The 15,258-nt window shown below is 72.6% G+C and carries 13 protein-coding genes; 9 read left to right on the top strand and 4 right to left on the bottom strand.

The window, feature by feature from the left end; translation table 11 throughout:
- The 4 genes from FBY22_RS19165 to FBY22_RS19150 form a co-directional block, all read right to left on the bottom strand.
- Positions 1-771 (bottom strand): thioesterase II family protein, encoded by a 771-nt coding sequence (locus FBY22_RS19165; RefSeq protein WP_142147077.1) that lies wholly within the window; start codon positions 769-771, stop codon positions 1-3.
- Between the two features lie 157 nt (positions 772-928).
- A complete protein-coding gene (locus tag FBY22_RS19160) occupies positions 929-2,374 on the bottom strand; it encodes a lyase family protein (protein ID WP_142147075.1) in 1,446 nt (481 codons plus the stop codon).
- Entirely contained in the window at positions 2,371-4,347 is a 1,977-nt protein-coding gene (locus FBY22_RS19155) for an FAD/NAD(P)-binding domain-containing protein (protein ID WP_142147073.1), read from the bottom strand. Before FBY22_RS19155 ends, FBY22_RS19160 begins: the two co-directional genes overlap by 4 nt.
- 155 nt (positions 4,348-4,502) lie before the next feature.
- Positions 4,503-6,209 (bottom strand): condensation domain-containing protein, encoded by a 1,707-nt coding sequence (locus FBY22_RS19150; RefSeq protein ID WP_142147071.1) that lies wholly within the window; start codon positions 6,207-6,209, stop codon positions 4,503-4,505.
- A gap of 350 nt (positions 6,210-6,559) precedes the next feature.
- Between FBY22_RS19150 and FBY22_RS19145 the strand changes: the two genes are divergently transcribed.
- The 9 genes from FBY22_RS19145 to FBY22_RS19105 all read left to right on the top strand — a co-directional run bounded on the left by FBY22_RS19145 (position 6,560) and on the right by FBY22_RS19105 (position 15,249).
- Entirely contained in the window at positions 6,560-7,336 is a 777-nt protein-coding gene (locus FBY22_RS19145) for an alpha/beta fold hydrolase (RefSeq protein ID WP_142147069.1), read from the top strand.
- Between the two features lie 66 nt (positions 7,337-7,402).
- The gene (gene cysC / locus FBY22_RS19140) at positions 7,403-7,981 is read left to right on the top strand and encodes an adenylyl-sulfate kinase (protein ID WP_142147807.1); all 579 of its coding nucleotides are present in this window, start codon (positions 7,403-7,405) and stop codon (positions 7,979-7,981) included.
- Entirely contained in the window at positions 7,978-8,916 is a 939-nt protein-coding gene (gene cysD / locus FBY22_RS19135; protein ID WP_142147067.1) for a sulfate adenylyltransferase subunit CysD, read from the top strand. The genes cysC and cysD overlap by 4 nt, the downstream gene beginning before the upstream one ends.
- Positions 8,917-8,918: 2 nt before the next feature.
- The gene (locus FBY22_RS19130; RefSeq protein ID WP_142147065.1) at positions 8,919-10,250 is read left to right on the top strand and encodes a sulfate adenylyltransferase subunit 1; all 1,332 of its coding nucleotides are present in this window, start codon (positions 8,919-8,921) and stop codon (positions 10,248-10,250) included.
- Between the two features lie 74 nt (positions 10,251-10,324).
- On the top strand, positions 10,325-11,383 hold the full coding sequence (locus tag FBY22_RS19125; RefSeq protein ID WP_399211490.1) for an aliphatic sulfonate ABC transporter substrate-binding protein: 1,059 nt from the start codon (positions 10,325-10,327) through the stop codon (positions 11,381-11,383).
- 37 nt (positions 11,384-11,420) lie between these two features.
- Positions 11,421-12,236, top strand: a complete 816-nt coding sequence (locus FBY22_RS19120) for an ABC transporter ATP-binding protein (protein WP_142147061.1) — start codon at positions 11,421-11,423, stop codon at positions 12,234-12,236.
- A complete protein-coding gene (locus tag FBY22_RS19115; protein ID WP_142147059.1) occupies positions 12,223-13,113 on the top strand; it encodes an ABC transporter permease in 891 nt (296 codons plus the stop codon). Before FBY22_RS19120 ends, FBY22_RS19115 begins: the two co-directional genes overlap by 14 nt.
- A gap of 100 nt (positions 13,114-13,213) precedes the next feature.
- Entirely contained in the window at positions 13,214-13,417 is a 204-nt protein-coding gene (locus FBY22_RS19110; RefSeq protein ID WP_142147057.1) for a hypothetical protein, read from the top strand.
- 53 nt (positions 13,418-13,470) lie between these two features.
- A complete protein-coding gene (locus FBY22_RS19105; protein ID WP_142147055.1) occupies positions 13,471-15,249 on the top strand; it encodes an ABC transporter ATP-binding protein in 1,779 nt (592 codons plus the stop codon).
- Positions 15,250-15,258 lie beyond the last annotated feature (9 nt).

Raw genomic sequence — 15,258 nt, 5'->3', positions numbered from 1 at the left:
TCACAGTTGTCCTCCAGATAGGGGCCCAGGTACGAGCCGGGTGCGTCGCACCACGCGGCAGGCGCGCCCGATCAGTTGGGGTGCGTGCGGGCCGCGGACGAAGAAGTGGTCGCCGGGGACGGTGCGCCGGATGAACCGGCCCGTGGTCCAGCGGGCCCAGCCGTCCAGGACCGCCGCGCCGACGACAGGGTCGTCCTGGCCGCCGACGGCCAGGACCGGAACCGGCAGCGGGCCGGAGGGGTCGGCGAGCGCGTCGGCGCGCAGCGCGTCGGCGAGGGTGAGGTCGTCGCGCAGCAGGGGCAGCACGCGGCGGTACCAGAGGCTGCCGGGGGCGGCGAGTGCGCCGTCGGGGGCCGAGCCCAGGCCGGCGGCGAAGCGCAGCAGCCGTTCGTCGCTCAGGTCGTCGTTGTGGCCGGTCGGTGCGGTCTGCGGTGGGGGGCTGGCGCCGACGGCCAGGCAGGCGGGGGCGGGCAGGCCGCGGTGGATCAGGGCGCGGGTGAGGGTGTGGGCGACGATGCCGCCCAGGCTGTGCCCGTACAGCACGTAGGGGCGGCCGTCGGCGACCTGGTCGGCCAGCGGCTCAAGGAGCGCGTCCAGCAGTGCCTGGCGCGAGGTCGGGCGGGGTTCGCGGCGCCGGGTGCCGCGGCCGGGCAGCGGTAGGGGCACGGTGTTGACTCCGGGGCCGGTGGTGGTGCGCCAGTGCGCGAACCCGGACGCGCCCGCGCCGGCGTGCGCGAAGCAGTAGAGCGTGACCGGCGGGCCATCCCGCATGATGTGTCGCACCTCCTCGGCCGCCGCCTTCGACAAGAGCGCATCGGCTGTTTTCGAGCCTCGCCGACGGGCCTGGAGGAAGACTCGAATCGGCCACGTGCGCGAACGCAGCGGTGGCGGCGGATCCTCGCCCACGGGTGGGGGCCGGCGGTCGGTCTCAGAGCGCGCGCATCGTGGGCAGGGGTGTTCTCGCCGGCTCTGCCATGTCGAGTGCGTGGGTGGTCAGGGCCGGTGCGGCGCCCACGTAGGCGGTGGGGTCGAGCAGGTGCTCCAGCTGTTGGGCGCTGTGGTGCGCGGTGACTTCCGGCAGGGTGCGCAGCACCTCCAGCAGGGGGATGCGCTGCTCGTCGGCGGTGTGCGAGGCCTGGGCCAGCAGGTCCTTGGCGCGCCCCTTGCCGATCCTGGGGGCCAGCGCCGCGGCCAGGCGTTCGCTGACGATCTGGCTGCCGGTCAGGTCGAGGTTGTGGCGCATGCGGGCCGGGTCGGGAGTGAGGCCCTCGGCGAGCTCGGCGGCGGTGACGGCGGCTCCGCCCGTCAGGCGCAGCGCCTCGCGTAGCAGCAGCCACTCGGCGTGCCACACCCCGGCCGAACGTTCGTCCTCGGCCACCAGGCACTGGGTCAGGCCCGCGGTCAGCAGCGGCACCTGCAAGGCGGCGCTGCGGATCAGGGTGGACAGTACGGGGTTGCGTTTGTGGGGCATGGCGGAGGAGCTGCCGCGGCCCGCGACGGCGGGCTCGGCGACCTCGGCGATCTCGGTGCGCACCAACACCTGGACGTCGGCGGCGAGTTTGCCCAGGGCGCCGGTGGTGAAGGCGAGCGCCGCGGCGGTGTCCGCCACCGGTGTGCGCAGTGCGTGCCAGGGCAGGACGGGGCGGGCCAGGTGGGTTTCGGCGGCGAAGGCGTCCACGAGCCGTTCCCCGTACTCTCCCGCGCTCACGGCATCGGCCCCGGGTACGGCGAACTGGAGGTATCCGGCGAGGGTGCCGGCGGCTCCGCCGAGGGAGACCGGCAGGGCGTCGCGGGCGGCCGTGATCCGGGCGGCGGCGTCCGACACCAGCCGGTGCCAGCCGGCCGCCTTGAGGCCGAAGGTGGTGGGGACGGCGTGCAGGGCGAGGGTGCGGCCGGCCATGACGGTGCCGCGGTGCCGGCCGGCCAGCGCGGCCAGTGCGGCGGCGTTGCGCTGCAGGTCGGCGAGGATCAGCTCCAGGGCTCGCCGGCACATCATCATGGTGCCGGTGTCCAGCACGTCCTGGCTGGTGGAGCCGCGGTGGACGTACTCGGCGGCCTGCGGGTCGTCGGCGGCCACCACCGCGGTCAGGGCGCGCACCAGCCCCACGACCGGGTTGGCGGTCTCCCGGGCCTGCACCGCCAGCGCGCGCAGGTCGAAGCGTTCGGCGCGGGCGGCGCGGGTGATGGCGCGGGCGGCGGCGGCCGGGACGGTGCCCAGGGCGGCCTGGGCCCGTGCGAGCGCCGCCTCGGCGTTAAGCAGGCACTGCAGCCAGGCCGTCTCGCTGACGGCCTCCTCCACCGGCGTGCCCGCCCGCACCGGGGAGAACAGTCCGGCGTCCTGGCCACCGTCGAAGCCGCTCGTCGCAGGGGTCATGGGGTCATCTCCAGGACGTCCGACGGGAGGCCGGGAAGGGGGACGGTGCGGTGGGCGGAGCCGAGGGCGAGGACCGTGCGGGCGATGGCGTCGGAGTCGCCGAGGATCACCGAGTCGACCCCGGGGCGGATGCCGGCCGCCGTCACCCAGTGCACGGACTCGGTCGGCACGCCGTAGGCGAAGCGGCGTGGGTGGGGCAGGCCGTGGGCGTCCATGAGGTGGTAGGGCCGTGCGGAGACGGCGAGGCCGGCCGACTCATAAGCGCTGTCGCCGGTGGTGTCGATCCGGTAGGGGGCCGCCTGGCCGGTGGTGAGCAGGTGGCGCAGCAAGGGGTCGGCGGTGCGGTGCAGGTCGGGTTCCGGCAGCCGTGCCTCGATCAGTGCCCTCGCGTGCACGGGGGCCGCGTCCACGCCGTCGGCGGTGGCGACGAACGCGGCCCGGTCGCCGTCCGTGTGGAGGCTGATCCGGGTGCCGGGGCCCAGCGGGCGGATGATGTCGGCCTCGATCAGCGCGTGGAGTTCCTCGATGCGGGAGACGGGTGGGCCGATGGACAGGAAGGCGTTGAGCGGGGTGTACCAGCCGGTCAGTTCGTCGCGGTAGGAGTCGCCGTCCAGGCCGCCGTGGTCGACGGCGAGGCGTATTTCGTTGCGCAGGTCGCGCAGGACGTCCAGGGCGGCCTTGAGGGGTCCGTTGACGTTTCCGGCTCTCGCGTGGCGGATGTCCTGGGCCAGGTGGTCGAGCAGCCAGGTGCGCAAACTCGCGCGGTCGGGGAAATGGCGCCCGGCGGTGGGGTGTTGGATGCGGTCCCAGTCCCAGCGTGCGGCGGGGTCGATGCGGTAGGCGTCGAGGAGGTGTTGGCGGGCCGTGGCCGTGCCGGCGGTGAGGAAGGTGGGCATGAAGGCGGCCGCCTCCTGCATGCGACCCTGGGCGCGCAGCAGCGTCTCGTAGTAGACGCTTTCGACCTCCAGGCAGATCAGCGGCCACAGGTCGGTACGGAACCGGACCGCCTTCCCGGCCAGGCGGCGGCGTCGCAGGGTGTCGATGGTCTCGGGGGTCAGTACCCGGGGCCGGTGCCGGCCGGTGGGGCCCTTTTCGTTCTCGCCGCGCGCGTGGTGGGGGACGCCGCGGCGGGAGCCGGCGTAGATCAGTGGTTCGCGGCCGGAGGGCCGGTAGGTGAGCCGTCCCGTGCGGCGGACGAACGTTCCGCCGCGTCCTTGGGTGAGCAGGGCCATGCCGTCGAAGAAGTTCAGTCCCAGCCCGCGCATCAGGACGGGCTGGCCGGGGGGGAGGGTGGACAGGTCGAGGTCGGCGGGGTTGGCGGGTGCGATGTAGGTCAGGTGGTGGCGTGCGGCCGCCTGAGACCAGGCGGCTTCCTCGGCGGTGGGGCGGCGCGGCAGATGGCCCTGGGCGAGGATCACGGCGTCCAGGTCGCGCAGGCGGGTGCCGTCGGCGAGGGTGAGGACCTGCGGCCCGCCCAGAGTGTGGGTCTGCTCGCGCAACGCCACGGCGTGGGTGCGGTGTTCGACGATGCGGCAGTGGGCGGGGGCCAGGTGCACGATGCGCCGGTAGCAGTCCTGCAGGTAGCTGCCGTAGAAGGCGCGGGTGGGGTAGGTGTCCGGGTGCAGGGCTGCCGCTTCGGCGTGCACGGCGGCACCGAACCGGCCGGGCGGTGCGGTCAGGACGACCGCGCGGGCCCACTCGTACAGGTCGGGTCCGGCTTCCACCGGGCCCTTCATCGCCACTGTGTCGTCGGTGAACACCGTCACCTGGCAGGCGACGGTGTTCATCAGCAGCAGCCGGGACTGGTCGGTGCGCCAGACGCGTCCGGCGCCGGGCCGGCAGGGGTCCACGAGGTGGATCGTCACCCGGCGCGGGGCGGGGGCGGATCGTTCGTTGGCGCAGATCCGCTCCAGTACGGACAGGCCGCGGGGTCCGGCTCCCACGATGCAGATGCTGAGGTCTGCGGCGCTCACCTCGTCATCCCGCGGCGGGCGGGGGCGGCCGGGCGGCACGGGTGCGGCGGCCGGGTGGGTGGACGGCGGCGGGCGGCGAGGTGGCCGCCGGGGCCGTGGCTGGGGCCGGGCGGGACGGGGCGCCGCTGGCGGGGGGTCATGATCGAGGGTTCTCCTCACGTCGGTGCACCGGTGGCGGTCGCTGCGGGCGCACAGGCCATGGCGGCCGGCGGCTCGTCGGCGAGCGCGGCGAGGGCGTCGGACACGGTCGCCGCACCGCCCGCCAGGTGGGGCAGTTCGCGCAGCAGGCGGGCGCACTGGCCGAGCAGGCGGGCCGCGTCGGCGTCGGCGAGCCGGGCGCGGTCGTGGACGGCGGTCAGGTGCAGGCCGTCGTCGGCGTCCCGGCGGGCCTGCAGGGTGACGGGGAAGACGGTGGGCGTACCGGCCGGGCGGGGCGGTTCGACGCTGATGCCCTGGGCGGCGAGTGCGGAGCGCAGGGTGGCGGAGCCGCGCCTTCGGTGTTCGAAGACGACGAGGCTGTCGATGAGTTCGTCGCCTGCCCGGCGCCCGCTGAAGGCGCCGATCTGCTCCAGGGAGACCCATTCGTAGGCGGCCATCTCCAGTGCCAGCTCGCGCAGGTCGGCCAGCAGCCGGGCCAGGGGTGCGTCGGGGTCGACGCGGACGGTCATGGGCAGGGAGTTGGCCAGCAGGCCGGGCAGCCGCTGGACGAAGTCCAGGGCGACGCCACGGCCCAGGACGCTGACGCCGAAGCCGACCAGGGCGGGACCGGCGGTGGCGGCCGCCCGGTACAGCAGCAGTGCCCACACCGCCTGCAGCGCGCCGGCCTCGGTGGAGGCGTGGGAGGCCGCCCAGGTGCGCAGCCGGCCGGCCGCTGCGGCGCCGAGCCGGGCCTCGGCCCGGCCGTATCCGGTCATGTGGGTGGCCGGGCCGGCGATGCCGGGCCGTATCAGGGCGGCGGGGTCGGGGGCGGCTGAGGACCAGAAGTCGCGGGCGGGTGCGGTGTCCTGGCCGGCGAGCCAGCGGGCGTAGTCGCGGCAGTCGGGGCGCCGTTCGCCGCCGGGCAGACGGCCCCCGGCGAGGTAGGCGCGGTAGAACTCCTCCAGCAGGACGGCCACGCTGAAGTCGTCCAGCGCGAGGGTGTGGAAGGTGAGCAGGATCCGCACCGACGGCGGGCCACCGCCGTGGGGAGCGGGATCGTCGACGAGGTGGAGCCGCAGCAGGCCCGGGCAGCGCAGGTCGAAGCCGCGCAGCCGATCGCGTTCCATGAGCTGGTCGAAGTCCACGGAGCCGGCCGGGTGGCGGATGACCTCGGCGCGCACGTGCTCGTGCAGGACCAGGCGTGGCCCGCTGCCGGTGTCGAAGGCGGCGCGCAGGACGCTTTCGTGGGCGAACACCGACTGCCAGGCCGCGGTGAACCGGCCGGTGTCCAGCGGGCCGCGCCAGCGCCAGTGCAGCTGCTGCACCCAGCGGCCGGTGGTGCGGTGGGCGAGCGCGTGCGGGAGCAGGGCGCGCTGCTGGGGGGTGACCGGCACGCTCGCCGCGGCCCACCGGCTCTCCTCCGCCAGTACGGGGGCGGCGTCGGGTTCGGGTGCGGTGAGGGCCGCCAACGTGGGGTGGTCGGTCTGGCCGTCGGGCAGCAGGGGGATGTGCGGCACCCGGTGCAGCCGAGCCGGGACCAGATGGGACGGCAGCCGGGCCCGTAGGGCGGCCCGCAGTTCGACGGGCGGGGTGCGCGTCACCACGTGCGCGATGATCCGCAGGCCGCCCAGGGCATGCCGGGCGACGTGGACGGCGGCGTCCCGCACACCGGGCAGCGACACGAGGGCGGCACGCACCTCACCGAGTTCGGCCCGGTCGCTCATGAGAACAACTCCCCTGTGGTCGGCGGCAGACGGGACGGGCCCGGCCTGCTGTCGCCCCGTGCGCCGCCTGGAGCCTGACGCGCCGCTGACGGCCACCGCCGGGTTCGGTCTCGCCACGGTCCATCACAGGGGCCGGGAGTCGAATGCGGCTGTGGCCGCGCTGGTGGGCCGCTGGGGCCGCGCGGCCCTGGGGCGAAAAAGGCCGGTGCGAAGCCGCGGGTTCACGCCGTGCGGGCGAGCGGGGCCCAGGGGTCTCACGACCGTTCTTCGACCCGTGGTCCAGCGAGGCACTCGAAGATGCCGCCAGGTGGGGAGGTGAGGGCACCTCCCGCTCGGCGTGAGGAGTGCGTATGCGCAAGGTCGTTTCCCGTGACGGCACCACGATCGCCTACGAGAAGGCGGGGGACGGTCCGCCGATCGTGCTCCTGAACGGCTCGTTTCGCGACCACACCATCTTCGACGCGCTCGTGCCCGAACTGGCGCCGCACTGCACCACCTACGTCTACGACCGCCGCGGACGCGGCGAGAGCGGGGACGCACCGCAGTACACGGTCGCCCGCGAGATCGAGGACCTCCAGGCGGTGATCGAGGAGGCCGGCGGGTCGGCGGTGGTGTTCGCCGGATCGTCGGGCGCCAACCTCGCGATCGAGGCGGCCCTCGCGGGCGCCCCGATCACCAAACTGGCGCTGCACGAGCCGTTCTACCGCACCGACGGCTTCCCCAAGCCCCCGTGGAACGTCGCCAAGACCCTGCGGGTTTTGATGGCCGAGGACCGGCGTCAGGAGGCGGTCGAGTACTACCTGGGCAGCTTCCTCGGGCTGACCCCGGACACGGTCGCGCAGTGGCGCCAGGGGCCGATCTGGGCGGTGAACGAGGCCAACGCCCACACCCTCGCCTACGACGTGGCGATCTGCGGCGACTGCAACGTCCCCGCCGACCGGCTCGCCGGCTACCGCACCCCGACGCTGGTCCTCAACAGCAGCGGCACCAGCGACTGGCTGCGCGCGGCGGCCCAGGCGACCGCGGCCGCCCTGCCCGAGGGCCGGTCGCTGGAACTGCCCGGTTCCTGGCACCGGATCGACATGGACGTACTCGGCCGGACCCTGGCCGAGTTCGCCACCGCCTGACACCTCTCACGTCCGGCACGTCACCTCACGTTCAGGAGGGCAATCACCGTGACCACGGCTCACACCCTGGCCGCCACCCCAGCGGCACCGGCCGCGGCCGCCGCCACCCGCGAGCGCGGCGCCACCGTGTGGCTGACCGGGCTGCCGAGCGCGGGAAAGACCACCCTGGCCCGCGCGGTCGCCGAGCGGCTGGCCGCCACCGGCCGCCGCACCGAGGTCCTCGACGGTGACGAGATCCGCCGGTTCCTCTCCCACGAACTCGGCTTCACCCGGGCCGACCGGCACACCAACGTGACCCGGATCGGCTTTCTGGCGCAGGCACTGGCCTCCCACGGCGTGCTGGTGCTGGCCCCGGTCATCGCCCCCTACGCCGCCTCCCGCGCCGCCGTCCGCGACCGGCATGCCGCGGCCGGCACCGAGTACCTGGAGGTGCACGTCGCGACCCCGGTCGAGGTCTGCTCCGAGCGGGACGTCAAGGGCCTGTACGCCCGGCAGGCGGCGGGCGAGCTGACCGGGCTCACCGGGATCGACGACCCCTACGAGGAGCCGGACGCCCCGGAGTTGCGGATCCGCACGGAGGGCAGGTCGGTGGCCGAGACGGCCGCCGAATTGCACGCCTTCCTGGTCGAGAGGGGGCTGGCATGACGGTTTTGACGCAGGGGCCGGCGGGGCTGGTCCGGGACGCCACGACGGTGTCCCACCTGGACGGCCTGGAATCGGAGGCGGTGCACATCTTCCGTGAGGTGGCGGGCGAGTTCGAGCGGCCGGTGATCCTGTTCTCCGGCGGCAAGGACTCCATCGTCATGCTCCACCTGGCGTTGAAGGCCTTCGCCCCCGCGGCGGTGCCCTTCTCGCTGCTGCACGTGGACACCGGCCACAACTTCCCCGAGGTCCTCCACTACCGCGACCGGGCGGTCGCCGCACACGGGCTACGGCTCCATGTGGCCTCCGTGCAGGACTACATCGACCGGGGTGTACTGCGCGAACGTCCCGACGGGACCCGCAACCCGCTGCAGACCCTGCCGCTGACCGAGAAGATCCAGGCGGAGAAGTTCGACGCCGTGTTCGGCGGCGGACGCCGGGACGAGGAGAAGGCCCGCGCCAAGGAGCGGGTGTTCTCCCTGCGGGACGAGTTCTCCCAGTGGGACCCGCGCCGCCAGCGGCCCGAGCTGTGGAACCTCTACAACGGCCGCCACTCCCCCGGCGAACACGTCCGCGTCTTCCCCCTGTCCAACTGGACCGAGCTGGACGTGTGGCAGTACATCGCCCGCGAGGGCATCGACCTGCCGGAGATCTACTACGCCCACGAACGCGAGGTGTTCCGGCGGGCCGGCATGTGGCTGACCGCGGGCGAGTGGGGCGGGCCCAAGGACGGCGAGAGCGTCGTCAAGCGGCGGGTGCGCTACCGCACGGTCGGCGACATGTCCTGCACCGGCGCGGTCGACTCCGACGCCGACACCATCGCCAAGGTGATCACGGAGATCGCCGCCTCCCGGCTGACCGAGCGCGGCGCCACGCGCGCCGACGACAAGCTCTCCGAGGCCGCGATGGAAGACCGCAAGCGCGAGGGGTACTTCTAGCCATGACGACCGCCGTGAAAGCCGCCCCGAGCGCACAACTGCTGCGGTTCGCCACCGCCGGGTCCGTCGACGACGGCAAGTCCACCCTCGTCGGGCGGCTGCTGCACGACTCCAAGTCGGTGCTGGCCGACCAGCTGGAGGCCGTCGAGCACGCCTCCCGCAATCGCGGTCAGGAGGGTCCCGATCTCGCGCTGCTCACCGACGGGCTGCGGGCCGAGCGCGAGCAGGGCATCACCATCGACGTCGCCTACCGCTACTTCGCCACGCCGCGCAGGCGGTTCATCCTCGCCGACACCCCCGGCCACGTGCAGTACACCCGCAACATGGTCACCGGCGCCTCCACCGCCGAGCTGACGGTGATCCTGGTGGATGCCCGCAACGGCGTCGTGGAGCAGACCCGCCGCCACGCCGCGATCGCCGCTCTCCTGCGCGTCCCGCACGTCGTCCTGGCCGTCAACAAGATGGACCTGGTCGACTACCGGGAGTCCGTCTTCGCGGCGATCGCCGCAGAGTTCACCGCCTACGCGCTCGAACTGGGCGTGCCGGAGGTCACCGGGATCCCGATCTCCGCGCTGGCCGGGGACAACGTCGTGGAGCCGTCCGCGACCATGGACTGGTACGCCGGGCCGACCGTGCTGGAGCACCTGGAGACCGTGCCGGCCGCGCACGACCCGGGGCACTGCCCGGCCCGCCTGCCGGTGCAGTACGTGATCCGGCCGCAGAGCACCGAGCACCCCGACTACCGCGGCTACGCCGGGCAGATCGCCGCCGGCACCTTCCGCGTCGGCGAGGCGGTGACGGTGCTGCCCTCCGGGCGGGCCACCCGCATCGCCGGCATCGACCTGCTGGGCGCTCCGGTCCAGGCAGCTGCGGCGCCGCTGTCGGTGACGCTCCTGCTCCAGGACGACATCGACGTCTCGCGCGGCGATCTGATCGTGCCCAGCGGCGACGCCCCACCGGCCACCCGGGACATCGAGGCGACCGTCTGCCATGTCGCCGACGCCCCGCTGACCGTCGGGCAGCGGGTGCTGCTCAAGCACGGCACCCGCACGGTGAAGGCGATCGTCAAGGACATCCCCTCCCGGCTCACCCTCGACCACCTGTCCCAGCACCCCAACCCCGGACAGCTCGCCGCCAACGACATCGGCCGCGTCAAGATACGCACCGCCGAGCCACTCCCCCTGGACTCCTACGCCGACTCCCGGCGCACCGGCTCGTTCATCCTGATCGACGCCGAGGACGGCACCACCCTCACCGCGGGCATGGCCGGGGAGTCCTTCGCCACCGCGGCATCCGCCGACGGCGCACCCGGCCACGGGCAGCGGGACGTCTGAGCACGCTCCCCTTCGAGAGGACGTCTACCGTGTCTGCCACCATCGCCCGGCGCCGCATCCTCGCGGCCCTGGCCATGCTCCCCCTGCTCGCCCTCGCCGCCTGTGGCTACGGGTCCCAGGCCAAGGACGACGACATCGCCAAGGTCGCCGCCGGCGCGAAGAAGATCGACGCTCTCGGCTCGGTCAGGATCGGCTACTTCGGCAACCTGACCCACGCGACCGCGTTGGTGGGCCGTGAGCGGGGCCTGTTCCAGAAGGAACTGGGCGCCACGAAGGCCGAGTACGCTCTCTTCGACGCCGGGCCGTCGGAGATCGAGGCGCTGAACTCCGGTTCCATCGACATCGGCTGGATCGGCCCCTCCCCCGCGGTCAACGGCTTTACCAAGTCGGGCGGCAAGAGCCTGCGCATCATCGGCGGTTCGGCCTCGGGCGGGGTGAAGCTGGTCGTCAACCCCAAGAAGATCACGTCGTTGAAGGACGTCAAGGGCAAGAAGATCGCCACCCCGCAGCTGGGCAACACCCAGGACGTGGCCTTCCTCAACTGGGCCGCCGAACAGGGCTGGAGGGTCGACGCCCAGAGCGGCAAGGGCGATGTGACCGTCGTACGCACCGACAACAAGATCACCCCGGATGCCTACAAGTCCGGCTCCGTCGACGGCGCCTGGGTGCCCGAGCCGACCGCCTCCAAGCTGGTCGCCGAGGGCGGCAAGGTGCTGCTGGACGAGGCGACGCTGTGGCCCGGCAAGAAGTTCGTGATCACCAACGTCATCGTGCGGCAGAGCTTCCTCAGGGAGCACCCGAGGGCCGTGGAGGCGGTGCTGAAGGCGTCGGTCGAGTCCAATAGGTGGATCAACGCCAACCCGGGTGCGGCGAAGGCCGCGGCGAACAAGCAGCTGGCCGCCGACTCCGGCAAGGCCCTGCCGGCAAACGTCCTGGACCCGGCGTGGTCCTCGATCCGTTTCACCGACGATCCGCTGGCCGCCACCCTGCACGCCGAGGCGGAGCACGCGGTCACGGCCGGATTGCTGAACAAGCCCGATCTGAAGGGCATTTACGACCTCACGCTCCTGAACAAGGTCCTTGGGGCCGCAGGCGGGAGCACGGTCGACGACGCCGGTCTCGGCACCCGCTGACACAGGTTTTCGATCAGATTCCCAGGAGGTGACGACCATGACCACGACCCTCGCCACAGCCGCCTCGGCCGCCGAGGCTCCCGCGGCGGCCGAGGCCGCCGGGACGGCCCCGTGTGCCGCCCGCATCGCGCACGTCTCGAAGTCGTTCCCGGGCCCTGCCGCAGGGCAGCTCGTGCTGGACGACATCAGCCTCGACATCGCCCCCGGCGAGTTCGTCACCCTGCTGGGTGCCTCGGGCTGCGGCAAGTCCACCCTGCTGAATCTGGTGGCCGGCCTGGACACACCGAGCGCCGGCACCATCACCACCGACGGCCGCCCGGCGCTGATGTTCCAGGAGCACGCCCTGTTCCCGTGGCTGAGCGCGGGCAAGAACATCGAACTCGCCCTGCGTCTCAGTGGCGTTGCCCGCTCCGAGCGGCGGGAGCGGGCCGAGGAGCTGCTGGAACTGGTGCGGCTCAAGGGTGCGCACGGCAAGCGGGTGCACGAGCTGTCCGGCGGCATGCGCCAGCGCGTGGCGCTGGCCCGGGCGCTCGCGCAGGACAGCCGGCTGCTGCTGATGGACGAGCCCTTCGCCGCGCTGGACGCCATCACCCGGGACGTGCTGCACGACGAACTGACCCGCATCTGGGCCGAGACGGGCCTGTCGGTGCTGTTCGTGACGCACAACGTGCGCGAGGCCGTACGCCTGGCCGAGCGGGTGGTGCTGTTGTCCTCCCGCCCGGGACGTGTCACCCGCCAGTGGAGGGTGGGCATGGCGCAGCCGCGCCGGATCGAGGACATGGCCGTGGCGGAACTGGCCGTCGAGATCACCGAAGAGCTGCGTGGGGAGATCCGCCGCCATGGCCGGCCCTGACACCGCCGTCGACAACGGCAGCGATCTGTCCGGCCTGGAGGCGGGCCTGGACGCGTTGGAGACGGTGCCCGCGCCGCGCACGCCGTGGCGGCAGATCCTGACCGAGAAGATGCTGCCGCCCGTCATCGCCGTCGCCCTGGTGCTGGGCCTCTGGCAGGGCCTGGTGTCCTTGAAGTTCGTCGACGATCCCACCAAACTGCCCGCCCCGGCCGCCGTGTGGCAGGTCCTGCGGGAAGCCTGGCTGAAGGGCGAACTGCTCGGCTACATCTGGACCTCGCTCTCCCGCGGCCTGCTCGGCTTCCTGCTGGCCCTCGCGATCGGCACCCCACTGGGACTGCTGGTGGCCAGGGTGAAGGTCGTACGGGCGGCGATCAGCCCCATCCTGTCCGGCCTGCAGTCCCTGCCGTCGGTGGCGTGGGTGCCGCCCGCGGTGCTCTGGCTGGGCCTGAACAACAAGATGATGTACGCCGTCGTCCTGCTCGGCGCCGTCCCCTCCATCGCCAACGGCCTCGTCTCCGGCGTCGACCAGGTGCCCCCGCTGTTCCTGCGCGCCGGCCGCACCCTGGGCGCCACCGGACTGCGCGGCATCTGGCACGTCACCCTGCCCGCCGCGCTGCCCGGCTACGTCGCCGGGCTCAAACAGGGCTGGGCGTTCTCCTGGCGCTCCCTGATGGCCGCCGAGATCATCGCCTCGTTCCCCGATCTGGGGGTGGGACTGGGGCAGTTGCTGGAAAACGGCCGCAATGCCAGTGACACGGCGATGGTGTTCGAGGCCATCGTGCTCATCCTCGCCGTCGGTATCGCCATCGATCTGCTGCTGTTCAGCCCGCTGGAACGCTGGGTGCTGCGCAGCCGCGGCCTGCTGGTGAAGGGCTGACGACGGCGCCTCCAGCGGGGCTTGAGCGATTGCCCGCCGCTTCTTGAGAGGCCTCGCCGAAGGTGGCGGTGAAGGGTTGGCCGGCGAAACGGAGACCGACATGCGGGCATGGCACACATCCGCCTTCAAGGCCATCGGCAGGAACCTCGGCGAGGGGCTCATGTGGATGGCGATCGGCTGGTACGGAACCTACCTGCCGACTCCCTGGACGCAGCACGTCAGCCCGCCTGGCGAACCGCCGTGCCTGCCGCCGCTGTCGCAGGAGGAGCTGACCCGGTGGAACGAGCTGGTCAGCAAGCTGTGAGAACCGGCCGCAGCAGCCGTCGTCCGGAGTCGACCGAAGAGAAGGAGACCAGGGTGAGGACCACCGGGTCGGCCACTGCCCGCCATCCCGTGCAGAAGCGGCGCATCCTCAAGCTGTTCCGCCCCTACCGCAAGAGCCTTCTGTCTGTCGCGTTCCTGGTCGCGGCATCCTCGCTGGTCTCCCTGATCAACCCCTTCCTGATCCGTGAGATCGTCGACGTGGCGCTGCCGCAGGGCCGGACCGGACTGCTGTCCCTGCTGGCCCTGGGCATGGTCGCCGTCGCGGTGGCCAACAGTTCCTTCAACGTGTGGCAGACCTATCTGTCCGCGCGGGTCGGGCAGTTGGTCATGCACGATCTGCGTACCGCCGTCTACTCCCATCTGCAGCGCATGTCACTGGCGTTCTTCACCCGCACCCGTACCGGTGAGGTCCAGTCCCGCATCGCCAACGACGTCGGCGGCATGCAGGTGACCGTGACGACGACGGCGACGGCGCTGGTGTCGGACGTGACGACCGTGCTGGCCACCGTCACCGCCATGGTCCTGCTCGACTGGCGCCTGACCCTGGCGTCACTGGTCGTGCTGCCGGGATTCGTGTGGGTCAGCCGCCATGTCGGCGACCAGCTGCGCGTGCTGACCCGGTCGCGGCAGCGGCAGTTCGCCGACCTGTCCTCCAACGTGCAGGAGTCGCTGTCGGTCAGCGGCATCATCCTCGGGCACACCATGGGCCGTTCGCGGTCGCTCAGCGACGCCTTCGCCGCGCAGTCCCGCAAGCTCACCGACACCGAGGTGCGCGCGAGCACGGCGGGCCTGTGGTACCAGTCCACCATCTGGGTCGTCATGGCGGCCATGCCCGCGGTGATCTACTGGGTGGCCGGGCTGACCGCGAGCGGCGGCCGCATGTCCGTCTCCATCGGCGAGCTGGTCGCCTTCGTCACCCTGCAGCAGATCCTGTTCCGGCCCGCCCAGCGGCTGCTGACGATCGGTCTGGACATCCAGAGCTCGCTGGAGCTGTTCGGGCGGATCTTCGAGTACCTCGACCTGCCTGTCGACGTCGCCGAGCCGGAGCGGCCGGTGGTGCCGGCGCACCTGCGCGGCGAGGTGCGCCTGCACGACGTCTGCTTCCGCTACGCCGGCGCCGAGCGGCTCACCCTGGACGGCATCGACGTGACGGTGCCCGTCGGGCACAGCCTGGCCGTCGTCGGGGGAACCGGCTCGGGCAAGACGACGCTGAGCTATCTCATCCCGCGGCTGTACGACACCACCTCGGGCAGCGTCACCATCGACGGCGTCGACGTGCGCGAGATGTCCTTCGAGACGCTGTCGGCGGCGGTCGGCGTGGTCTCCCAGGAGTCGTATCTCTTTCATGCCTCGGTCGCCGACAACCTGCGCTTCGCCAAGCCCGACGCGACGGACGAGGAACTCGTCGCGGCGGCGCGGGTGGCGCACATCCACGACTATCTGATGTCCCTGCCCGAGGGGTACGACACGGTGGTCGGCGAGCGGGGTTATCGGTTCTCCGGCGGGGAGAAGCAGCGGCTGGCGATCGCCCGTGCCGTGCTGCGCGACCCGCCCGTCCTGGTCCTGGACGAGGCCACCAGCGCCCTGGACACCCAGACCGAGCGGGCCGTGCAGCAGGCCATCGACGCCGCCAGCGCGGGCCGTACCACCATCACGGTCGCCCACCGGCTGTCGACGGTCCGAGGCGCCGACGAGATCATCGTGCTGGATCGGGGGCGCATCGCCGAACGTGGCACGCACGAGGAACTGCTCGCCCTGGGCGGCCGCTATGCCGCGCTGGTGCGCCGGGACACCGAGATGGCAGCCGTCTAAAGGGCCTTG

The organism is Streptomyces sp. SLBN-31 (assembly GCF_006715395.1).
Taxonomy (GTDB): Bacteria; Actinomycetota; Actinomycetes; order Streptomycetales; family Streptomycetaceae; genus Streptomyces.
Note: the sequence above shows the minus strand (reverse complement) of the source record. Positions and strands in the feature narration are given on the sequence as shown.